Source organism: Telluria sp. AC161 (assembly GCF_979258535.1).
The window spans coordinates 4513126-4534466 of the sequence record NZ_OZ409861.1; the positions used below are offsets into that span (position 1 = coordinate 4513126).

General features: G+C 62.8%; 14 protein-coding genes, 1 tRNA gene and 1 pseudogene. 11 read left to right on the plus strand and 5 right to left on the minus strand.

Going from position 1 to position 21341, the window contains the following annotated elements; all coding sequences use genetic code 11:
• Positions 1 to 32: 32 nt before the first annotated feature.
• Complete coding sequence (minC, locus tag ACZ0AJ_RS20145; protein WP_499456184.1) at positions 33 to 851, minus strand: septum site-determining protein MinC; 819 nt, start codon at positions 849 to 851, stop codon at positions 33 to 35.
• A gap of 364 nt (positions 852 to 1215) precedes the next feature.
• On the opposite strand from minC, the pseudogene ACZ0AJ_RS20150 reads away from it, so the two are divergent.
• The 7 genes and pseudogenes from ACZ0AJ_RS20150 to ACZ0AJ_RS20180 all read left to right on the plus strand — a co-directional run bounded on the left by ACZ0AJ_RS20150 (position 1216) and on the right by ACZ0AJ_RS20180 (position 8402).
• Positions 1216 to 2393 (plus strand): annotated as a pseudogene (locus ACZ0AJ_RS20150) (acetyl-CoA C-acetyltransferase).
• A 103-nt stretch (positions 2394 to 2496) separates the two neighbouring features.
• Positions 2497 to 3237 (plus strand): acetoacetyl-CoA reductase, encoded by a 741-nt coding sequence (phbB, locus tag ACZ0AJ_RS20155; RefSeq protein WP_183554761.1) that lies wholly within the window; start codon positions 2497 to 2499, stop codon positions 3235 to 3237.
• A 58-nt stretch (positions 3238 to 3295) separates the two neighbouring features.
• On the plus strand, positions 3296 to 4258 hold the full coding sequence (locus tag ACZ0AJ_RS20160; RefSeq protein ID WP_499456186.1) for a hypothetical protein: 963 nt from the start codon (positions 3296 to 3298) through the stop codon (positions 4256 to 4258).
• 77 nt (positions 4259 to 4335) lie between these two features.
• Positions 4336 to 5292, plus strand: a complete 957-nt coding sequence (gene pip / locus ACZ0AJ_RS20165; protein WP_499456188.1) for a prolyl aminopeptidase — start codon at positions 4336 to 4338, stop codon at positions 5290 to 5292.
• A 53-nt stretch (positions 5293 to 5345) separates the two neighbouring features.
• Complete coding sequence (locus tag ACZ0AJ_RS20170) at positions 5346 to 5807, plus strand: DUF2721 domain-containing protein (protein ID WP_183554758.1); 462 nt, start codon at positions 5346 to 5348, stop codon at positions 5805 to 5807.
• A gap of 25 nt (positions 5808 to 5832) precedes the next feature.
• Positions 5833 to 6288, plus strand: a complete 456-nt coding sequence (locus ACZ0AJ_RS20175) for a hypothetical protein (protein ID WP_183554756.1) — start codon at positions 5833 to 5835, stop codon at positions 6286 to 6288.
• Positions 6289 to 6344: 56 nt separating this feature from the next.
• Positions 6345 to 8402: a 2,4-dienoyl-CoA reductase FMN-binding domain-containing protein gene (locus tag ACZ0AJ_RS20180; protein WP_499456190.1), complete on the plus strand. Its 2058-nt coding sequence runs from the start codon at positions 6345 to 6347 to the stop codon at positions 8400 to 8402.
• A gap of 164 nt (positions 8403 to 8566) precedes the next feature.
• On the opposite strand, the gene ACZ0AJ_RS20185 is transcribed toward ACZ0AJ_RS20180, so the two are convergent.
• Entirely contained in the window at positions 8567 to 9688 is a 1122-nt protein-coding gene (locus tag ACZ0AJ_RS20185) for a beta-ketoacyl-ACP synthase III (RefSeq protein WP_499456192.1), read from the minus strand.
• Between the two features lie 136 nt (positions 9689 to 9824).
• Positions 9825 to 11249: a S41 family peptidase gene (locus tag ACZ0AJ_RS20190; RefSeq protein ID WP_499456194.1), complete on the minus strand. Its 1425-nt coding sequence runs from the start codon at positions 11247 to 11249 to the stop codon at positions 9825 to 9827.
• A gap of 525 nt (positions 11250 to 11774) precedes the next feature.
• Between ACZ0AJ_RS20190 and ACZ0AJ_RS20195 the strand changes: the two genes are divergently transcribed.
• Together ACZ0AJ_RS20195 and ACZ0AJ_RS20200 are read left to right on the plus strand one after the other, a co-directional pair.
• On the plus strand, positions 11775 to 13859 hold the full coding sequence (locus ACZ0AJ_RS20195; protein ID WP_499456196.1) for a M13 family metallopeptidase: 2085 nt from the start codon (positions 11775 to 11777) through the stop codon (positions 13857 to 13859).
• A 76-nt stretch (positions 13860 to 13935) separates the two neighbouring features.
• Positions 13936 to 15996 (plus strand): M13 family metallopeptidase, encoded by a 2061-nt coding sequence (locus ACZ0AJ_RS20200; protein ID WP_499456198.1) that lies wholly within the window; start codon positions 13936 to 13938, stop codon positions 15994 to 15996.
• A 75-nt stretch (positions 15997 to 16071) separates the two neighbouring features.
• Here ACZ0AJ_RS20200 and ACZ0AJ_RS20205 read toward each other — a convergent pair whose 3' ends face one another.
• A complete protein-coding gene (locus ACZ0AJ_RS20205; RefSeq protein ID WP_499456199.1) occupies positions 16072 to 17679 on the minus strand; it encodes a right-handed parallel beta-helix repeat-containing protein in 1608 nt (535 codons plus the stop codon).
• A gap of 282 nt (positions 17680 to 17961) precedes the next feature.
• Positions 17962 to 18900 (minus strand): c-type cytochrome, encoded by a 939-nt coding sequence (locus tag ACZ0AJ_RS20210; RefSeq protein WP_499456200.1) that lies wholly within the window; start codon positions 18898 to 18900, stop codon positions 17962 to 17964.
• Between the two features lie 177 nt (positions 18901 to 19077).
• Between ACZ0AJ_RS20210 and ACZ0AJ_RS20215 the strand changes: the two genes are divergently transcribed.
• Positions 19078 to 19153 (plus strand) — tRNA-Arg (locus tag ACZ0AJ_RS20215).
• A gap of 695 nt (positions 19154 to 19848) precedes the next feature.
• Positions 19849 to 21252 carry a TIGR03013 family XrtA/PEP-CTERM system glycosyltransferase gene (locus ACZ0AJ_RS20220; protein WP_499456202.1) on the plus strand — a complete coding sequence of 468 codons (1404 nt, stop codon included), beginning with the start codon at positions 19849 to 19851 and terminating at the stop codon, positions 21250 to 21252.
• The last annotated feature ends 89 nt before the right edge of the window (positions 21253 to 21341 follow it).

The following is a 21341-nucleotide window of genomic DNA, read 5'->3' on the forward strand; positions in this document are numbered from 1 at the left end:
AGTCCTTTACAGTATCTGTTCAATTCGAACGGTCAGGCGCGCGATGGCGCCGCGAGCGACTGGATGTCGATCCGGTCGCCGACGAGCCGGATCTGCGTCGGCTGACGCGCCAGGTCGGTCGGGAAGCCTTCGTCGAACGTGCGGTAGACGCCGGCGATCGAGACCAGTTCGGGCTGCATCGACAGCGCGAAGATCCGCGCGTCGGCATTGCCCGAGGCGCCGGCCAGCGCGCGGCCATTGAGCGGCGCGTACACATGGATGCTGCCATCGGCGATCAGTTCGGCGCCATTGTTGACCACGGCGGTCACGATCAGGTCGGTGCCGCGTGCATAGATGCGCTGGCCGGCACGTACCGGCGTGTCGATCACCAGCGGCGCCAGGGCGGGCGCGCCCGGCTGACTGGCAGCCGGGGCCGTGGTCGGTTCTGGCGCGGGCGCAGGCGCGGCTGGCGCCGGGGCTGGCTCGGGTGCGGGCGCGGCTGCTGCGTGCACGACGAGCGGGGGCGGCGTGGCGTGGCCGCCGGCGTGTACGCCGCCCGAGCCATCGTCCAGCGCCAGGCCCTGGGCCCGGATCGCGTCGATCATCAACGGGCTGGCGCCGCGTACGGCCACAGCGTTGAGGCGGTATTTCTTGAGCAGCGCCACGATGGCGGCCCAGTCGATCGTCCAGGCGCTCGAGGTGAAGGCGCTCACGTCGATCACCGCAAACTCATCCTCGAAAAAGTCCGACACGCCGCCCGTCATCGAGGCCAGTGCGGAATCGATCGCCTCGAGGTCTGCCGAGTGCAGGATCGTCGAAATGGCGACGACCGTGGAAATCTTGATCTCGATGGGAAGCGTGGTCTTGGGCATAAAACAGAGTGGTTGGCATTGCGCTTGTGCATTCTACTGTGAAAATTGTAGAAAAGGACAGAAGCGCACGCATCATTCCTAATGGCAATTGAACATGCATCGAGTTGGAAATTAAGTTCTGTTCTACATCAAACCCTGGCGCTTGCGACCTTGTTTTCGATGAATAAACTGCTAAGATTGCCAGTGCTTAAAGATCAGCATGGGTTCCTCAACCCCCGATCACCGCTGCTATTTTTTATGGCAGTCCAGGCGATCGGGGCTTCACCATTCCCATGCGCATGGGCACCGCACCCGACAAAGCTGCGCCCCGTCCCAGGGAAGTCCTGAATAATGCCGGCCCCAGGCCGGTTGAACGGAGAATGAAATGGAAGACGTCGTCATCGTGGCCGCTGGCCGCACCGCAGTTGGTAAATTCGGCGGCACGCTCGCCAAGATCCCGCCGCCGAACTCGGCGCACAAGTCATCAAGCACCTGCTGGACAAGACCGGCATCGATCCTGCCGCTGTCAGCGAAGTCATCATGGGGCAGGTGCTCACCGCCGGTGTCGGCCAGAACCCGGCGCGCCAGGCCCTGATCAAGGCCGGCCTGCCCGAAATGGTCCCCGGCTACACCATCAACAAGGTCTGCGGCAGCGGCCTCAAGGCCACCCACCTGGCCGCGCAGGCGATCCGCTGCGGCGACGCCGACATCGTCATCGCCGGCGGGCAAGAAAACATGAGCGCCTCGCCGCACGTGCTGTCCGGTTCGCGCGACGGCTTCCGTATGGGCGACGCCAAGCTGGTCGACACCATGATCAACGATGGCCTGTGGGATTCGTTCAACGGGTATCACATGGGCGTGACGGCGGAAAACGTCGCCCGCAAGTACGAGATTTCGCGCGCCGAGCAGGATGAATTTGCGCTGCAGTCGCAGCTCAAGGCCGAGGCCGCCCAGAAAGAAGGCCGCTTCAAGGACGAAATCATTCCGATCGAGATCGTTTCCAAAAAAGGCACCACCGTCTTCGATACCGACGAGTATCCAAAGCAGGGCAGCACGATCGAGGCGCTGGCCAGCCTGCGGCCCGCCTTCAATAAAGAAGGCAGCGTCACCGCCGGCAATGCGTCGGGCCTGAACGACGGCGCCGCCGCCGTGATCATGATGAGCGCATCGAAAGCACGCGAGCTGGGCCTGACCCCGCTGGCGCGCATCAAGGCCTACTCGTCGTCCGGGCTGGACCCGGCGATCATGGGCATGGGCCCGGTGTCGGCCTCGAAGCTGTGCCTCAAAAAAGCCGGCTGGACCCACGAAGACCTCGACCTCATGGAAATCAACGAAGCCTTCGCCGCCCAGGCCGTTGCCGTGAACAAGGAAATGGGCTGGGACACGTCCAAGATCAACGTCAACGGCGGCGCCATCGCGCTGGGCCACCCGATCGGCGCCTCCGGTGCGCGCGTCCTGGTCACGTTGCTGCACGAAATGATCCGCCGTGACGCCAAGAAGGGTCTTGCCAGCCTCTGCATCGGCGGCGGCATGGGCGTGGCACTGGCAATCGAACGCGACTGACGCTTTCAGTATCCAACACGGTGATGTGCGGGGGCGGCCAGGACGGGCGCCGGCGCCGTCGCCGGTTTCGACGTAGCAACCAACAATAAAACTGGAGAAGACAATGGCTAGAGTAGCGTTAGTAACCGGCGGCATGGGCGGCCTGGGCGAAGCGGTGTGCATCAAGCTGGCCGCGCTGGGGTACCAGGTCGTCACCACTTTTTCGCCGGGTAACACGAAGGTCGAGGGCTGGCTCGGCGCCATGCGCGATCAGGGCTTCGATTTCAAGGCCTATGCCTGCGACGTGGCCGATTACGATTCGGCCCAGGAATGCGTGCGCCAGGTGATCGCCGACGTCGGCCCGGTCGATGTGCTGGTCAATAACGCCGGCATCACGCGCGACATGACGTTCAAGAAAATGGACAAGGTCAACTGGGATGCCGTGATCAGGACCAACCTCGACTCCGTCTTCAATATGACCAAACCGGTCTGCGATGGCATGGTCGAGCGCGGCTGGGGCCGGATCATCAATATCTCGTCGGTCAACGGCCAGAAGGGCGCGTTCGGCCAGACCAACTACTCGGCGGCCAAGGCCGGCATGCATGGTTTCACCAAGGCGCTGGCGCTCGAAGTCGCGCGCAAGGGCGTGACCGTCAACACCATTTCGCCAGGCTATATCGGCACCAAGATGGTGATGGACATTCCGAGCGAAGTGCTGGAAACCAAGATCATTCCGCAAATCCCGATGGGCCGCCTGGGCAAGCCTGAAGAAGTCGCCGGCCTGGTCGCGTACCTGTCGTCGGATGAAGCGGCGTTCGTCACGGGTGCGAATATCGCGATCAATGGCGGCCAGCACATGTCTTGATCGTGCCAGATAGCATCGCAAAGCCGTGGCGACACGGCTTTTTTCTTTTGGGGACGACGTGAAGCACGCATTGCCATTGCCGCGCGTGATTGCGCACTGCGACTGGAGTATCCACCCCGGCAAGCGCTGGATGGCGGTGGCGCTGCGCGATGGCACTGGCGCTGGCGCTGGCACCGGCTGGCAGATCGGCCTGCCCGAGCCGGTCGGCGTGACCGCCACGTTCCTCGATCGGCTGGCGGCGCGTTCAAAGGCGTCCGGCCCGGTGCTGGTGGGCGTCGACTTTCCCATTGGCGTGCCGGCGGCGTATGGCGCGGCAACGGGGCTGGCGAATTTTGCCGAGCTGCTGGCCAGCGTTGGCAGCGGTGCCTGGTCGCGCTGGTTCGAGGTTTGCGATGACCGCGCCGACATCGGCATCCACCGGCCGTTCTATCCGGCCCGGCCCGGTGGCCGCCGGCGCGAGCACTTGCTGACGGGCCTGGGCCACGCCGATGCCGCCGACCTGCTGCGCGCGTGCGAGCGCAAGACCGACCAGCGTCCCGCCGCGTGCAGCCTGTTCTGGACACTGGGCGGCAACCAGGTCGGCAAGGCGGCGCTGGCCGGCTGGCGCGAAGTGCTGCAGCCACAGGGCGCGCGCATCGCACTGTGGCCGTTCGACGGCGCGCTGCAGGATTTGCTCGGTGGCGAGCGCACAATCGTGGCCGAGACCTACCCGGGCGACACCTACCACCGGCTGGGCATTGGCCGCCGGCCAGTGTGGAGCAAGCGCAGCCAGGCCGGACGCGCATCCGTTGCGCCCCCATTGCTCGACTGGCTGGCGCAGCGGGGGCATGCGCAGGCGCCGGGCCTCGCGGCCGCGATCCGCGACGGCTTTGGCGCGCACGCCAGCGGCGAAGACCAGTTCGATGCGCTGATCGGCCTGTGCGGCATGCTCGACGTGGTCGAGGGCCACCGCGCCGAAGGCACGCCGCTTGACGCGCAGATGCGGCGCTGGGAAGGCTGGGTGCTCGGCCAGGCGGCGTGACCGTGCCGTCTCCTTCTGCATCTCCATGTCCGTACGTTACAATCGATTTTCCCATTCACTGACCGTCAAAGCCCCCAATGCCAGCTACGCCGCCGTCGCTGTTCCCGCCGCTCCAGCCGCTTCGTAGCGGCATGCTGGTGGTCGACGAACTGCACACGATCTACTGGGAAGAAGTCGGTAACCCGGATGGCATTCCGGTGCTGTTCCTGCACGGCGGCCCGGGCGCCGGGCTGTCGCCGCAGCACCGCCGCTTTTTCGATCCCGCCGCGTACCGCGTGATCCTGTTCGACCAGCGCGGTGCCGGCAAATCCACGCCACTGGGCGAGTGGCGCAACAACACGACGCAACTGCTGATCGACGACATCGAGCGCCTGCGCGCGCTGTTCGGCATCAAGCAATGGCTCGTGTTCGGCGGCTCGTGGGGCTCGACGCTGGCGCTGGCCTACGGGCAGGCGCATCCCGAGCGCTGCCTGGGCTTCGTGCTGCGCGGGATCTTCCTGTGCACGCGCGCCGAAGTGGACTGGTTCATCAACGACATGCGCTGGTTCTATCCCGAGCTGTACGACGAATTCGTCGCGCCGATCCCTTTGGCAGAACGCGATGATTTGCTGGGCGCCTACGCGCGCCGCCTGCTGTGCCACGACCCCGATGTGTTCTGGCCGGCCGCGCGCGCCTGGAGCCGCTTCGAAGGCCGCCGCGTCTTTCTGCTGCCGCAGCCCGAAGAAGCCGCCAGCGATACGCTCGACCTGGGCGTGGGCCGCCTCGAGGCGCACTACATGGTCAACGGCGCGTTCCTGGACGAAGACCAGCTGGTGCGCGATGTCGGGCGCATTGCGCATCTGCCGGCCGTGATCGTACAGGGCCGCTACGACGTGATCTGCCCGCCGCTGTCGGCCTGGCGCCTGCACCAGGCCTGGCCCGGTTCGACGCTGCAGATGATTCCCGACGCCGGCCATGGCGCGCTCGAAACCGGCATCGCGCGCGCACTGGTCACGGCTACCGAACAGTTCAAGCGCCACCGGCGCTTCGAATGAGCGGCGGCTGTTAAACTACGCCAGACACACAACATCAAGACCAACGCGTTCTCATGAATATCCAGATCAGCGATATCGGCCACGTCATCCAGCTGGCCATCGCACCCGTTTTTTTACTCACCGGCGTGGCCACCAAACTGACCGTGCTGACCAACCGGCTGGCCCGCATCATCGACCGCACGCGCGTGCTCGAAGACCGGCTCAAGGTCAGCCCCAACACCGAGTTTTCCAGCGAGCTCGAACTGCTGTACCAGCGCTCGCACCTGATCAACTTCGCGATTGCTTCCAGCACCGCCTGCGGCCTGCTGGTGTGCGTCGTCATCGCGATGCTGTTTGCGGGCGACACCACCGGCATCCCGCTCGACCAGTACATCGCCGCGAGCTTCGTGCTGGCGATGCTGGCCCTGATCAGCAGCTTCGTGTATTTTTTGCGCGAGATTTTCATCTCGTCGCGTTTCATGCGCATGCAGCACCAGCAAATCATGATGCAGCAACCGCCGGCACCGTTGCCATAACGCGGGTGCGGCCAGAAAGAATCCCATGCACGACTACCAACGCCCACCGACCCTGCACCGCTACGCACTGCGCACCGAACTTGAAAATTCGCTGCGCCTTGGCCAGTTCCGCCTCGAGCCCAGCGGCGGCTTCCTGAACCTGTCGTTTTCGACCGCCTGGGACAAGGCCCTGTTCGACATCATCACGCCAAGCGACGCCTGCCTCGTGATCCACAATAGCGAAGAATTCGGCGAGCGCCTGCACCGCGCCGTGCAGCGCATGCTGCCCAACTGGGCCGGCATCGACGGCGCCATCGAATACGGCAGCCGTTCGCCGCTGGGCGCCGCGTTCACCAAGAGCGCGGGCCAGGCGCGCGAGAAAGAATGGCAGTTCGCATGGCGCTCGATGTCGCCGGGCGCGAGCCTGAACCCGATCGTCGTCAAGATTGGCAGCATCGAGAGTTTCGCCGAGCTGCGCGACCGCGACAGCCACCTCGCGTAACACCCGTCAGCCGTGTTTAGACGCACGGCTCGACAAAATCGCGGTGTAATGCCGCGATGACTATCTCTTCTGCCTACGCGCACCTGCTCGCGCCGCTCGACCTGGGTTTCACCACGCTGAAGAACCGCGTGATCATGGGCTCGATGCACACCGGGCTCGAAGACCGCTTCTACAACTACGGCAAGCTCGCCGCGTTCTACCGCGAACGCGCGCGCGGCGGCGTCGGCCTGATCGTTACCGGCGGCATTTCGCCCAATCGCCAGGGCTGGCTGCTGCCATTTGGCGGCACGCTCAATTTTCTTGGCGACGTGCCGAACCACCGGCGCGTCACGCGCGCCGTGCACGAAGAGGGCGGCAAGATCGTGCTGCAGATCCTGCACGCGGGGCGCTACGGCTACCAGCCGTTCGTCGTGTCGGCGTCGAACCTGAAGTCGCCGATCTCGCGCTTCAAGCCCAAGGCGCTTTCTGAAGCGGGCATCGAGTCGACGATTGCCGCCTACGTGCGGTGCGCGCGGCTGGCGCAAAAGGCCGGCTACGACGGCGTGGAAATCATGGGCAGCGAAGGCTACCTGCTCAACCAGTTCCTGTGCGCGCGCGCCAACCGCCGCACGGACGGGTGGGGCGGGCCGATCGAACACCGCATGCGCCTGGCCGTCGAGATCGTGCACCGCATCCGCGCCGCGGTCGGGCCGGACTTCATCCTGATGTACCGCCACTCGGTGCTCGACCTGGTCGACGGCGGCAACACGTGGGACGAGGTGGTGCTAGTGGCGAAAGCCCTGGAGGCTGCCGGCGTGACGATCCTGAATACCGGCTATGGCTGGCACGAGGCGCGCATTCCGACGATTGTCACGTCGGTACCGCGCGCCGCGTTCGCGCAGGTGGCGGGCCGCTTGCGCGCCGCGGTGGGCATTCCGGTAGTGGCCTCGAACCGCATCAATATGCCGCACGAGGCCGAGGCCCTGCTGGCGCGCGGCGACGCCGACCTGGTGTCGATGGCGCGGCCGTTTCTGGCCGATCCTGAATTCGTGAACAAGGCGGCGGGCGGCCGCGCGGACGAGATCAACACCTGCATCGCCTGCAACCAGGCCTGCCTGGACCACACTTTCTCGAACAAGCGCGCCACATGCCTCGTCAATCCGCGCGCCTGCTACGAGACCGAACTGGTGATCCGTCCGACCGCGCAGCCGCGCCGGATCGCGGTGGTGGGCGCCGGCCCGGCCGGGTTGTCGGCCGCGACGGTGGCGGCCGAACGGGGACACCGCGTGACGCTGTTCGATGGGCTGGACCGCATCGGCGGCCAGTTCAATGTCGCGATGCGCGTGCCGGGCAAGGAAGAATTCGCCGAAACGATCCGTTATTTCGGACGCCGTCTCGCTTTGCTCGGCGTCGATGTGCGCCTGAATACGGTCGTTACGCGCGAAGCCTTGCTGGCCGAAGGCTTCGACGACGTCATCGTCGCCACCGGCATCCGCACCCGCAAGCCGGCCATTCCCGGCATCGACCATCCGATGGTGCTCAGTTACCTGGACGTGCTGCGCGATGGCCGCCCGGTTGGCGCACGTGTGGCGATCATCGGCGCCGGTGGCATCGGGTTCGATATGGGCGAATTCCTCGTGCACGACCCGCAGGTGGCGCTGCCCATGACGCCGGCGCACTGGATGGGCGAGTGGGGCGTCGATCCAATGGTGGCCACGGCCGGTGGTTTGACGGCGCCCCTGGCGCCGCATCCGCCGCGTCAGGTCTGGCTGTTGCAGCGCAAGAGCACGCGCCCCGGTGCGGGGCTGGGCAAGACGTCGGGCTGGGTGCACCGCGCAACGCTCGTGCGCAATGGCGTGACGATGCTGGCGGGTGTGCAGTACGACCGCATCGATGACGCGGGCCTGCACATCACCGTCGGTGGGCGGGCGCGCGTGCTGGCGGTGGATAACGTGGTGGTCTGCGCGGGGCAGGAGAGCCTGGCCGAGCTGATGCCGGCCGAGGCAACTGGCAGCAGCAGTAGCAGCAGCAGCAGCGGGCCGGGTTTCCACAAGATCGGCGGCGCCGCGCTGGCGGCGGAGCTCGACGCCAAGCGCGCGATCCGCGAAGGGTTCGAGCTGGCCGCGCGGCTTTGATGGTTCGTGGTGGTGGGCGGCTGACTTGGGTTCCCGCCGACGCGGGAACGACGTGCAACTAGTGGCGGCTAAATCGATACATTTGTCTCTGCACCAGCCTGAAACAACGTCATTCCCGCGCAGGCGGGAACCCAAGTGCTTGCCAGGCACACCACCACGGCTGATTACAGCTTGCGCACGACCACGCAGCCGATCGAGTAGCCGGCGCCGAACGAGCAGATCACGCCATTGGTGCCCGCCGCCAGATCGTCCTGGTACTTGTGGAATGCAATGATCGAACCGGCCGACGACGTGTTGGCGTAGCTGTCCAGGATCACCGGCGCTTCGCCTGGTTCGGCGTCGCGGCCCAGCAGCATGCGCACGATCAGCAGGTTCATGTTCAGGTTCGCCTGGTGCAGCCAGTAGCGCGCGACGTCGTCGGTGCCCAGGCCGGCGGCAGCCAAGGTGTCCTTGATCGTCTCGGCCGCCATCGGGCAGACTTCCTTGAACACCTTGCGGCCCTGCTGGCGGAACAGTTTGTCCGGCAGGCCAACGCCGGCTTCGTCGAAGCGGTTCATGAAGCCGAAGTTGTTGCGGATATTGTTCGAGAAGCTGGTCTTGAGGCGGCTGTCGAGGATTTCCCACTGGTGCGCGCCGGTGGCCGTGGCTTGCGCCTCGATGATGATCGCGGTGCAGGCGTCGCCAAAAATGAAGTGGCTGTCGCGGTCGCGGAAATTCAGGTGGCCGCTGGTAATTTCGGGGTTCAGCACCAGCACTGCGCGGGCGCGCCCGCCGCGCACTGCATCCACGGCGGTGGCGATGCCGAACGTGGCCGACGAACAGGCCACGTTCATGTCGAAGCCGAAGCCGTCGATGCCGAGCGCTTCCTGCACTTCGACGGCCATTGCCGGGTAGGCGCGCTGCATATTGCTGCAGGCGACCAGCACCATGTCGATGTCGTGTGCCTGTTTGCCGGCGCGCTCCAGCGCCTCGCGCGCAGCAGCCACGCACATCTCGGCCTGCAGCGAAATCTGGTCGTCCGGGCGGTCGGCGATACGCGCCGTCATGTGGGCCGGGTCGAGGATGCCACTCTTTTCCATCACGTAACGCGACTGGATGCCGGACGCTTTTTCGATGAAACCGCTGCTCGACGGCTCGAGCGCCGTCACCTCGCCGGCGGCGATGGCAGTCGCGTGTTCGGCGTTGTGCAGGTCGACGTAGGCGTTGAAGGCGGTCACCAGCTCGTCGTTCGAGATGGAATGCGGCGGCGTAAACAGGCCGGTGCCGCTGATGACGACAGGTATCATGTTCGGGAAACTTTCAAGGAAAATAAGGCCGCTTGGCCGCAAGATGCGCCGATTCTACACGCTCGGCGCGAGCGTGGGAATCGGGTAGAAAGCTGGGTAGAAAGCCGGGCGGGAGCCAGGCTGCAGCGCCATACCTTCAGCGCCCCTGGCGCGCCAGCGTCGTGCCGCTGGCGCGGCCAGACAGCACCACCGGCTGGCCCTTCAGGTGGCGCAGTGCCTGGGCCAGCTGGAAGTCGTCGGCGCTGCCGTAATCGAGCGGTTTGCGCTGGCGCGCTGCGTTCAGGAGCCGCATCTGCTCTTCGATATCATCCTCGCGCGTGACGACTTCGGCCCCGCCGCCATTGGTCAGGTGGTGCTGCAGGTCGGCTTCGCGCATGCGCAGGGCGTTCAGGCCATCGCCGTCGGGATATTCATCGACCGGGACATCGGGAGGGATACCGCGCGCCTGGATCGAGCGCCCGGCCGGCGTGTAGTAGCGCGCCGTGGTCAGCTTGACGGCAGCGTTGCCCCCGATCGGGCGGATCGTCTGCACCGAGCCCTTGCCGAAGGTCTGGCTGCCGAGGATGGCGGCGCGCTTGTAGTCCTGCAGTGCGCCGGCGACGATTTCGGAGGCCGACGCTGAACCGGTATTGACCAGCACGACCATTGGCAGCTTCTTGAATGCTGGCGGCAGGCTTGCCAGCGGATCGGCGCCGCTGCGCAGCATGTAGAACTCGGGCCGGCCGTAGAAGCGCTGGCGCGAGTCGGCCAGCTGGCCATTGGTCGAGACGATTTCGGCGTTGTTCGGCAAGAACGCAGCGGCCACGCCGATCGCGCCCTGCAGCAGGCCACCGGGATCGTTGCGCAGGTCGAGCACCAGGCCTTTCAGGTCGGGGTCTTCGCGGTACAGTGCTTGCAGCTTGGCGGCCATGTCGTCCACGGTCGGCTCCTGGAACTGCGCCACGCGCAGCCAGGCGTAACCCGGTTCGACCATTTTTGCCTTGACGCTTTTCTGGACGATCTCGCGCCGCTCGACGGTGATGGTGAGCGGCGCCGGCGCCGACTTGCGCACGACCGTCAGCGTCACGCGCGTGCCCGGTTCGCCGCGCATGCGCTTGATGGCGTCGTCGATCGGCGTGCCCTGGACCGGGTGGCCGTCGATGCGCGTGATCAGGTCGCCTTCCTTGATGCCGGCGTGGTAGGCCGGCGAATCTTCCATCGGGCTGATGATTTCGATATAGCCGTCTTCGCTGACGCTGATCTCGATGCCCAGGCCGACGAAGCGGCCTTCGGTGCCTTCGCGCAGTTCGCGAAATGCGCGCGCGTCGAGGTAGGCCGAGTGCGGATCGAGCGAGGCCACCATGCCGGTGATCGCCTGCGACAGCAGGGCCTTGTCTTCGACCGGCTCGACGTAACTGGTCTTGATGATGCCGACGACGTCGGCCAGTTCGCGCAACTCGGCCACCGGCATGCTCGATTCGAGCGACGGTTTGAAGGAGAGGGCGGAAAACTGCATCGTCAGGCCAACGCCGGCAACGATACCCAGGCCGATCAGGCAGCCATTCTTGAAGGTGGAACCCATGTGATCCATTGTGGCAGCGCGCGCCGGTCGTGGAACCCGCGGCGCTGTGATAGCCCTGAGGTTGCGCAAGCGGAGTATAAACCGGTTCGGGCGCTGTTGTTGGTGGCCCCCATGGTCCTGGCCGTGTCCCGGGATTTGGTTGAAATCACAATATCGATTCAATTGGCCCAAATAGCGATTTGTTACATGCCGTTAGCGAGGGTAAGCAAATGTAAGAGTGGCGCCCGGTGCAACAGTGCCCCCCTATAGTCGTGACTAGTTTTTCTCTCTCTCCACTCTTGAAGTGGTCTTGTCCCGCGGCTTTACTGCCGCGGGATTTTTTTTGGGCGTGTCACCTTGTTGTCACCTTCCAACACATGCATACGCGATATTCACCCGCCTGCGTGTATCGAAAAGTAAAAAAATCACCACGGCCAGCGCCGTTGCAAGTCCACCCGCTAGAATGTTCTTTTGCCGGCACGCAGCAGGCGCGACCGGTCAGACGTTGTTTATCCCTGCGAACACTTAGCAACCAAGGACTTATCCGTGAAGCGACTTCTCCTGAGTACCCTGACCCTGTCCCTGGCGGCAGCCTTCGCCGCACCGGCCATGGCCGCCGACGCCGCGCCTGCGGCCGCTGCAGCGCCGGCCACCGCCACCGCACCGGCCGGCGTCATCTCCGGTATCGACACCCAGTACATCGACAACAGCGTGCGTCCGCAGGACGATTTCTTCACGCACCTGAACGGCAAGTGGCTGAAAGAGACCGAGATCCCGGGTGACCGCTCGAGCTGGGGCACCTTCATGAAGCTGCGCGAAGACACCACACCGCAACTGCTGGCGATCATCGAGACTGCGCAGAAGGACACGGGCGCCAAGGCAGGCACCGAAGCGAAGAAGATCGGCGACCTGTACGCCAGCTTCATGGATGACGCGCGCCGCGAAGCGCTCGGCTACAAGCCGCTGACGGGCGAGCTGTCGCGCATCCGCGCACTCAAGGACAAGAAGGGCATTCCGGCGCTGGCCGCTCACCTGGGCAAGATCGGCGTGGCCAGCCCGTACGGCATCTACGTCGGCCAGGACATGCGCGAGTCGACCCGCCACGCGACCTACCTCAGCCAGAGCGGCCTGGGCATGCCCGACCGCGACTACTACCTGAAGGCAGACGACGCCAAGCTGGCCGAGATCCGCGCCAAGTATCAGGTGCATGTCGAGAAGATGCTGACGCTGGCCGGCGAGAAGAACGCTGCCGCGCAGGCCAAGGCAATCGTCGACTTCGAAACCGATCTGGCCAAGGTCCAGTGGACCAAGGTCGAGAACCGTGACCCGGTCAAGCGCTACAACAAGATGACGGTCGCCGAGCTCGCCAAGCTGGCGCCGGGCTATGACTGGAAAGGCGCGCTGGCCGCCGCCGGTGTGGGCAACAAGATCGACACCATCATCGTCAACCAGCCAAGCTATTTCACGGGCTTCGATGCGCTGCTGGCCAAGACCGACCTGGCCACGCTCAAGTCGTACTTCGAATGGCAGCTGCTGCGCGAATACGCGCCGTATCTGTCGAAGGCGTTCGTCGACGAGAACTTCGCGTTCTACGGCACCGCGCTGACCGGCGTGGCCGAGCAGCGGCCGAGCTGGAAGCGCGGCGTCTCGACCGTCGAAGGCACGCTGGGCGAGGCACTGGGCAAGCTGTACGTGGCCGAGCATTTCCCGGCCGAGCGCAAGGCGCGCATGGAACAGCTGGTGAAGAACCTGATCATCGCCTACGGCCAGTCGATCGACAACCTGGAGTGGATGAGCCCTGCGACCAAGAAGGAAGCGCGCGCCAAGCTGGCCAAGTTCACGCCGAAGATCGGCTATCCGGACAAGTGGCGCGATTACTCGCGCCTGACGATCAAGCGCGATGACCTGGTGGGCAATGCGATGCGTGCATCGACCTTCGCCTACAACTACAACATCGAAAAACTTGGCAAGCCGATCGACCATACCGAGTGGGGCATGACGCCGCAGACGGTCAACGCCTACTACCGCAGCACGATGAACGAAATCGTGTTCCCGGCCGCGATCCTGCAGCCGCCGTTCTTCGACATGCGCGCCGACGACGCGGTCAACTACGGCGCCATCGGCGCCGTGATCGGCCACGAAATCGGCCACGGTTTCGACGACAAGGGCAGCCAGTCCGATGGCGACGGCAATCTGCGCGACTGGTGGACGGCCGAAGACCGCGCCGCCTTCAAGGCCCGCACCGACAAGCTGGTCAAGCAGTTCAACGGCTACGCGCCGCTGCCGGGCTACAACGTGAACGGCGAACTGACGCTGGGCGAGAACATTGGCGACAACGCCGGTCTGTCGATCGGCTACAAGGCCTATAAACTCTCGCTGGCCGGCAAGCCGGCGCCGGTGATCGATGGCTTGACGGGCGACCAGCGCTTCTTCATGGGCTTTGGCCAGGTGTGGCGCTCGAAGATGCGTGAAGCCCAGCAGATCAACCAGGTGAAAACCGATCCGCACTCGCCGGGCCAGTTCCGCGCCAACGGCACCGTGTCGAACATGCCCGAGTTCTACGAGGCGTTCAACGTGAAACCGGGCGACAAGATGTACCTGCCGCCTGAAGACCGCGTCATCATCTGGTAAGGTTCCATGACAAGGGGCCGGCGTCACGAGCGCCGGCCTTTTGCATTGCACTCACAAACTAACAAAGAGAGATAACATGCAACGAAAACTGATCAGTGCAGCAGCGCTGGTGTTGACCACGTCGTTCATCGCGCCAATGGCGCTGGCCCAGGCCACCGCCGCCACGGCGCCGGCCGGTGCATCGTCCGGCATTGCGACGCAATACATCGAGCCGTCCGTGCGCGCGCAGGACGATTTCTTCGAACACCTCAACGGCAAGTGGCTCAAGAGCGTCGAGATCCCGGCCGACAAGTCGACCTGGGGCGCGTTCCACCAGCTGCGCGACGACACGCTGCCGCAACTGCGCGCGATCATCGAGCGCACGGCCGCCGACAAGAACGCCGCCGCCGGCAGCGAAGCGCGCAAGATCGGCGATTTCTACGCCAGCTACATGGACGAAGCGCGCCTCGAGCAACTGGGCGCCACGCCACTCAAGGGCGAGATGAGCAAGATCGCCGCGCTCAAGAGCAAGGCCGAACTGCCGGCGCTGTTTGCCAACCTGAACCGTGCCGGCGTGACCGTGCCGTTCACGTTCTTCATCCACCAGGATGCCAAGGATTCGACCAAGTATGTCGCCGACCTGTACCAGTCAGGCCTGGGCATGCCCGACCGCGACTATTACCTGAAGCAGGACGACGCCAAGCTGGCGGACGTGCGCGCCAAGTACCAGGTGCACATCGAGAAGATGCTGGCGCTGGCTGGCAGCAAGACCGCCGCCGCTGACGCGAAAGCCATCCTCGACCTGGAAACCCGCCTGGCCAAGGTGCAGTGGACCAAGGTCGAGAACCGCGATCCGATCAAGACCTATAACAAGGTCGAGTTCAGCAAGCTGGCCGCGATGGCACCGGGCTACGACTGGAACACGTGGCTGAAAGCCTCGGGCCTGCAGGGCAAGGCAACGTATCTGATCGTCAGCCAGCCGACCTACCTGAAAGGTTTTACCGACGTCCTGAACAGCGTGCCGCTCGCGACCTGGAAAGCGTATCTGCAATTCCAGACCGTCAACAGCTATGCGAACTACCTGTCGAAAGCCTTCGTCGACCAGCGCTTCTCGTTCAACGGCACCACGCTGGCCGGCATTCCTGAACTCGAACCACGCTGGAAACGCGGCGTCTCGACGCTCGAGGGCAGCCTGGGCGATGCGGTGGGCAAGCTGTACGTGAAAGACCATTTCCCGGCCGAGCGCAAGGCGCGCATGGAAGTGCTGGTCAACAACCTGCTGGCGGCCTACAAGGACTCGATCGACACGCTCGACTGGATGAGCCCGGCGACCAAGAAGGAAGCGCAAACCAAGCTGGCCAAGTTCACGCCGAAGATCGGCTACCCGAACAAGTGGAAGGAATACACGGCGCTGACCGTCAAGCGCGATGACCTGGTGGGCAACGTGATGCGTTCGCGCGACGTCGAATACAACCGCGAACTGAACAAACTGGGTAAACCAATCGACCGCGACGAGTGGGGCATGACGCCGCAGACCGTCAACGCCTACTACAACCCGGAACTGAACGAAATCGTGTTCCCGGCCGCGATCCTGCAGCCGCCGTTCTTCGATGCGAAGGCCGACGACGCAGTCAACTACGGCGGCATCGGCGCCGTGATCGGCCACGAAATCAGCCACGGCTTCGACGACCAGGGTTCGCAGTACGACGGCGACGGCAATATGCGCAACTGGTGGACCGAAGAAGACGGCAAGCGTTTCGGCGAAAAGACCAAGGCCCTGATCGCCCAATACGCCGCGTTTAGCCCCCTCAAAGGCTACAACGTGAATGGCGAACTGACGCTCGGCGAAAACATCGGCGACAACTCGGGTCTGGCGATTGCCTACAAGGCCTACAAGATATCGCTCAAGGGCAAAACAGCGCCCGTGATCGATGGCCTGACTGGCGACCAGCGCTTCTATATGGGTTGGGGCCAGGTGTGGCGCACGAAGATGCGCGAACCGGCGCAGATCGCGCAGATCAAGACCGACCCGCACTCGCCGGCGCAATACCGCGCCAATGGCACGCTGAAGAACCAGCCTGGCTTCTACGAGGCGTTCAAGGTCAAGGCCGGCGACAAGATGTACCTGGCACCAAAAGATCGCGTGATCATCTGGTAAGCCTGCAGCGCAAAACACTGCGCGCATAAAACAAGGGCCGCTTTCGCGGCCCTTGTTGTTTCCGTTACCTTGCGATCAGCGCGCCTGGCTCGAATAGCTGCACGACTTGACCGTGCCTTCGATCGGATCGCCGAACACCGCATTGGTGCAGGCGGTGCGGGTCGTGAACGCCTTGGTGGCATAGGCGCCCGGCACGCCGTAGCGCACGTCGCGGGTGCCGGTGAACGAGCAGGTGCCGTTTTCGGCGGCGCATGCGGTCCAGGTCACGGGTGTGGTCGGCGCCGGGGTGGGCGTGCTCGACGTGGTCGCGGAATAGCTGCAGGTCTTGACCGTCCCTTCGATCGGATCACCGAACACGGCGTTCGAGCACTGGGCGCTATTGGTAAACACTTTGACGACCCAGGAATTGCCCGCGCCGTAGCGCACTTCACGCGTGCCGCTGAAACTGCAGGTGGCGTTTTCTGCGGCGCAGGTGGTCCAGGCAGATGGTGCTGGCGTGCTGCCCGAGCCCAACGCCGCGTAGGCGCCGATATCGCGCGCGCTCGCCGCGGTGCGGGTCTCGCCCGACGCCGTATGCTTGTACTGGGCCACTGGCGTCAACGACACGCCGGCTGCTGACACGCCCGGCACCGAACCGGCGTTAATCACCAGCACGTTGGCGATCGGGTGCAGATCGAACAGCAGGCGGTTGATGAAACCAGGCACGAGCGAGCGGAAGTTGGTCCGGTCGATGGCATTGGACTGGTTGGTCGCCGCGCCGAAGCCGCCGAAGATATTGTTTTGCAGCAGAACTGGCGTCGTCACACTACCGCCGACCAGTACGAAGGTGCCGCGCACGCTGTCGTCGTTCAGGAACGTATTGTTCACCACATACAAATCCTGCTTGGGATTGCTTGCGCCTTCATTGCCATAGGCCAGCAAACCAGGGTTGTTGTGGCCGGCCGGCTGGTGGATCACATTGCCGATGACATACGACGTACCGGCATTTGGCAGGTCGATCTCGTAGCTCGGTTTGCCGGTGCTGCTCGAGAAGCGGTTGTAGTTGATCGTGTTGACGCTGGCGCGCGACTTGAGGTTGTGGCCGCCATTGGCATCGTGCGAATAGTTGTAGCGGAACGTCAGGCTGCCGACATGGCCGATATAGACATTGTGGGTGTAACCGTCGCCCCGGCCGTTGGAACCAAACTCGGTGTTTTCGATCACGATACTGCTGTTGTCATTGGCGCCGGTGAGGATGCCGTTCTCGTTATCGTGCAAGTACGACGAGCGCAGCGTGAAGTTGGTGCCTTCGATACGCAGTGCGGCGCCGTTGCGGTCCGGTACTGCCGCGCCGGCCATCTCGACGTTCTCGACCGTGACGTTGTTGCCCTGAATAACCCAGGTGCCTTTGCCTTGCGCGTTCTTTCCTGCTGCATCGATCTTGGGCCGGCCATTCACGCCGCGGATGGTCAGATTGCTGGCGCCGATGGCGCACACGTCACCGCTGTAGGTTTTGCCGCCGTCGATCTGGATGAGATCGCCGGACTGTGCCCGGGCAAAGGCGGCGCAGGGCGCAGCGTAGGTTTTTCCTGGTCCCACTGACAGAGTGGCGGCAGAAGCACCGCCGGCTGCGGCGAGTGCTACGAGGAAAATGGCTGACAAGCGGCACGACGCGGGCAAGGCAGATTTTGAACGGAGGGACATGTGTACTGATCCTGTAAAGATTCCGGATGGAATTTATTTCGACTGGAGGCTGTGCAGGATAAGGTATTTATTTGTCGCGATTTGTAAGCAATTGTTACTTTACTTTTAAATCAATATGACATATATGATAAATATGAGGGTTTAAAAGAAATACAACTAATTGTTCAATTAATACACGATCGGTTGCTTCTGGCAGGATTTCATGCTGGGCTGGAAGTAAAACTGTCAGATAAACAAAAAGCGCCGCATGCGGCGCTTTTTGTTTGCGGATCTTGAGGACGGTTATTTGACCGCAGCCACCATGTAGTCCACGGCAGCCTTGATGTCGGCGTCGGGAAGCGCCGAGCCACCTTTTGGCGGCATGACACCAGCTTTGCCCTGGAATCCCTTGATGGCATGCTCATACAAGACCGAGGAGCCTTGACCGAGACGCGCACTCCACGCCGCCTTGTCCCCCAACTTGGGCGCGCCTGCGATACCAGCGCCATGGCAGGCGAAACATGCGGTGTCGTACGCCTTTTTGCCGGTGTCGGCGCTGGCCACGGCCGGACTAGCAACTGGCGCCGCTGCTGCTGCAGGCGCCGCTGCCGCCACGGCGGCGGGCGCTGCAGCGGCCGGTGCACCCGCCGTTGCCATGGCAGCGTCACCGCCAACCGGCGCGGCGGCGGCGGCGGGTGCCGCAGCAGGTGCAGCAGCAGATGCAGCAGCGGGTGCGGGCGCAACCGGTTCCTTGAAGCTAGCGCCACTCTTGTTGGTCATGAAGACGACGGCGCGCGCCACTTCGAGATCATCCAGATCAGGATTGCCGCCTTTGGCCGGCATGGCGCGGATCCCGTTGATCGCGTGGGTGACCAAGGTATCGTAACCCTGCGCCAGGCGGGCAGCCCAGGCAGCTTTGTCGCCCATCTTGGGGGAGCCGGCCATGCCACTGTCGTGGCAGGCCGCGCAGGTAGCGGTGTACACGGCGCCACCTGCCAGCAGGACACGCGGCGTATTGGCGTCGCGCAGTGTGAAACCTGCATCGGAAACGGGGCGGATACGCGCGGCAATGGCCTCGGCGCTCTGGGCATTGCTGCCTGCGCCAGTGGTCGACGCATTGGTGACGAAGGTGACCAGCAAGATGATGCCAAGGACAACGACTAGAAAAAATCCCGCGACAGCAATCACGAGCTGTTTGGGCGTACGAATGAGGGATTCGTGGTCGTGCTGTGCGTCGCTCATGATTTCCTTAATTCAATTAAAAAAACCGGCCACTGAGGCGCTGCGATCTAGTGGCTTTTTTGCAAGTGCCGTCGAGCATCTTATTATAGTGTAAACCTGTATTGATGCCAGGGTTTTTCGGGCGCTGCCCATGGACGTACTCGACGAAAGACTGTATCCTTCGCTACGCTTGCCAGTGCGGCTGTAGCTCAGTGGATAGAGTATTGGCCTCCGAAGCCAAGGGTCGCTGGTTCGATTCCAGCCAGCCGCACCAATTTGGCATCATGCCATCCCGTTTTCCCGCATCTGGCGTTGCCGTACAACGCTTGCCCCGGTAGTCGTACTTCTTCTTGTCACTCCCATATCAGTTCAGGTTCTGCTGTGTCTTATTGACCACTTCCTGGCTGCAAGTTTCTGCTGTTCATCAATTATTCTGAAATCTATAGCGCACGATTACAACCTTTGCGTGGCTTTATGCATTGTCAGTGCTAAAATCCCTCGACTTTATTGCATGGTGGAACTAATGTTGTCTTTTGATGCAACTGTACTGACGAACCTACAGGGTTCAAACAGGCACATGTTGCAACAAGCTGACGGGGCAGCAGCCTGTCGTTGAGTGGCTAGGTGTTTCCATGCTATATTGAATGTTAAAAATATGTCAAAACAATAACTTAAAAATGATGTTGATCTTGCAAGAAACTTGTTGCGATGTCAGATCATGGAATAATTTCACAGATTGACCTCGTCTCCATGACGCTGCCAGGTCACCGCCTCTATGTCGGTGTCCTGAAAAGCGCATGCGCGTATTTCAACGTGTAACGTTACGTGTGGTTGCCGTTGGTTTGGTTGACAATTAATCGAAGAAGTTAGTAGCTGCCAACACAGGCAACGGTGGTGTAGCGGGTGTACGACGCGTGCATTCGGCATCTCGGCATGCAGTAAGCGTAATCATCAATTCTGGGGAATAACATGTTTCGGATCTCTAACCACTACGTGTCGAAGATCGTTTTCGTCCTGCTGTTCGTGGAAATATTGATCCTGTTGGGCGCCGCCTATGCAGGCGCAGCCATGCGTTTTCTCGACATCGGCGCACCGCTCACATCTGACCAGTTCGATCACTTCCTGGCGTCGGCCGTCGCGTTTGCCGTGGCGGTCAGCTTCAGCATGAGCGCCATGGGCATGTACCAGCTCGATTTCGATGAGGGCTTGCGCCACCCGTTCTTCATGAAGCTGATGCCGGCGTTCCTGATGGGTTTCCTGATCCTGACGCTGGTGTTCTATGTGGCGCCGGACCTGTACTTCGGTCGTGGCATCCTGCTGCTGGGCTTTGGCCTTGCCGCGGCGGGTATTTTTACTGCGCGCATCATCTTCTTCAAGACGTCGGAACTGCGCCTGATGCAGTCGCGCATCCTGTTCCTGGGCAACGGCGCGCTGGCCAAGGAGTGCAGCGATCTGGCCGTCAACAAGAACAGCTACCACCGCTACAAGGTCGTCGGCTTCATTCCAGTGGGCAGCGACGAGATGTGCGTGCCTGCTGCCAACGTGCTCAAGGTGAACGAGGGCGACTCGCTCGTCAAGATGGCGACCCAGTATGGCGCGCAGGAAATCGTGGTATCGGTGCAGAACCGGCGCGGCAGCTTCCCGATCAAGGAACTGCTCGATTGCAAGCTGCAAGGCGTGAAAGTGACCGATGCCGCCACGTTCTTCGAGCGCGAAACCTGCCAGATCCGGGTCGATTCGCTGCAGCCGAGCTGGTTGGTCTTTGGCGGTGGCTTCGACCAGAGTTTCATCCGTATCTTCATGAAGCGCGGCTTTGACCTGATCTGCAGCACGCTGATCATGGCCGTCACGTTCCCGATCATGCTTGGCGCGGCGCTGGCGGTCTGGCTGGAAGACCGCAACCCGGTGTTCTATTCGCAGGAGCGGGTCGGCAAGGATGGCAAGATTTTCCGTGTTCACAAGTTCCGCAGCATGCGCGCCGATGCCGAAAAAGGCGGCACGCCACAGTGGGCGGCCCAGAACGATCCGCGCGTGACGCGTGTCGGCAACTTCATGCGCAAGACCCGCATCGACGAGCTGCCGCAAATCCTGAACGTGTTCAAGGGCGACATGTCGTTCGTGGGCCCACGGCCAGAGCGCGCCTACTTCGTCCAGCAGCTGATCGAAGTGGTTCCATATTACAATGTCCGTCATAGCATCAAGCCAGGCATTACCGGTTGGGCCCAAGTGCGTTATGGCTATGGCTCATCGGCTGAGGACGCGTTGCAGAAATTGCAGTACGATCTGTACTACGTCAAGAACAACAGCCTGTTCCTGGATGTGCTCATCCTGATCAATACGCTCAAGGTCGTACTGTTCCGTAGCGGGCGTTGATCATCCCGGATCGGCTTGCGGTGCGCGCATCGCAGGCCGATGGCTTTAACGTTTCTATCCCGAATTTTTCAATGGTCGTTTTCATGGAT

What these genes read in the sequence shown, in the direction of transcription:
- phbB (WP_183554761.1), top strand. Translation starts at nt 2,497, where the DNA reads ATGGCTAGAGTAGCGTTAGTAACCGGCGGCATGGGCGGCCTGGGCGAA.
- ACZ0AJ_RS20185 (WP_499456192.1), bottom strand. Translation starts at nt 9,688, where the DNA reads ATGATACCTGTCGTCATCAGCGGCACCGGCCTGTTTACGCCGCCGCAT.
- ACZ0AJ_RS20175 (WP_183554756.1), top strand. Translation starts at nt 5,833, where the DNA reads ATGCACGACTACCAACGCCCACCGACCCTGCACCGCTACGCACTGCGC.
- ACZ0AJ_RS20190 (WP_499456194.1), bottom strand. Translation starts at nt 11,249, where the DNA reads ATGGGTTCCACCTTCAAGAATGGCTGCCTGATCGGCCTGGGTATCGTT.
- pip (WP_499456188.1), top strand. Translation starts at nt 4,336, where the DNA reads ATGCCAGCTACGCCGCCGTCGCTGTTCCCGCCGCTCCAGCCGCTTCGT.
- ACZ0AJ_RS20180 (WP_499456190.1), top strand. Translation starts at nt 6,345, where the DNA reads ATGACTATCTCTTCTGCCTACGCGCACCTGCTCGCGCCGCTCGACCTG.
- ACZ0AJ_RS20200 (WP_499456198.1), top strand. Translation starts at nt 13,936, where the DNA reads ATGCAACGAAAACTGATCAGTGCAGCAGCGCTGGTGTTGACCACGTCG.
- minC (WP_499456184.1), bottom strand. Translation starts at nt 851, where the DNA reads ATGCCCAAGACCACGCTTCCCATCGAGATCAAGATTTCCACGGTCGTC.
- ACZ0AJ_RS20220 (WP_499456202.1), top strand. Translation starts at nt 19,849, where the DNA reads ATGTTTCGGATCTCTAACCACTACGTGTCGAAGATCGTTTTCGTCCTG.
- ACZ0AJ_RS20205 (WP_499456199.1), bottom strand. Translation starts at nt 17,679, where the DNA reads ATGTCCCTCCGTTCAAAATCTGCCTTGCCCGCGTCGTGCCGCTTGTCA.
- ACZ0AJ_RS20210 (WP_499456200.1), bottom strand. Translation starts at nt 18,900, where the DNA reads ATGAGCGACGCACAGCACGACCACGAATCCCTCATTCGTACGCCCAAA.
- ACZ0AJ_RS20170 (WP_183554758.1), top strand. Translation starts at nt 5,346, where the DNA reads ATGAATATCCAGATCAGCGATATCGGCCACGTCATCCAGCTGGCCATC.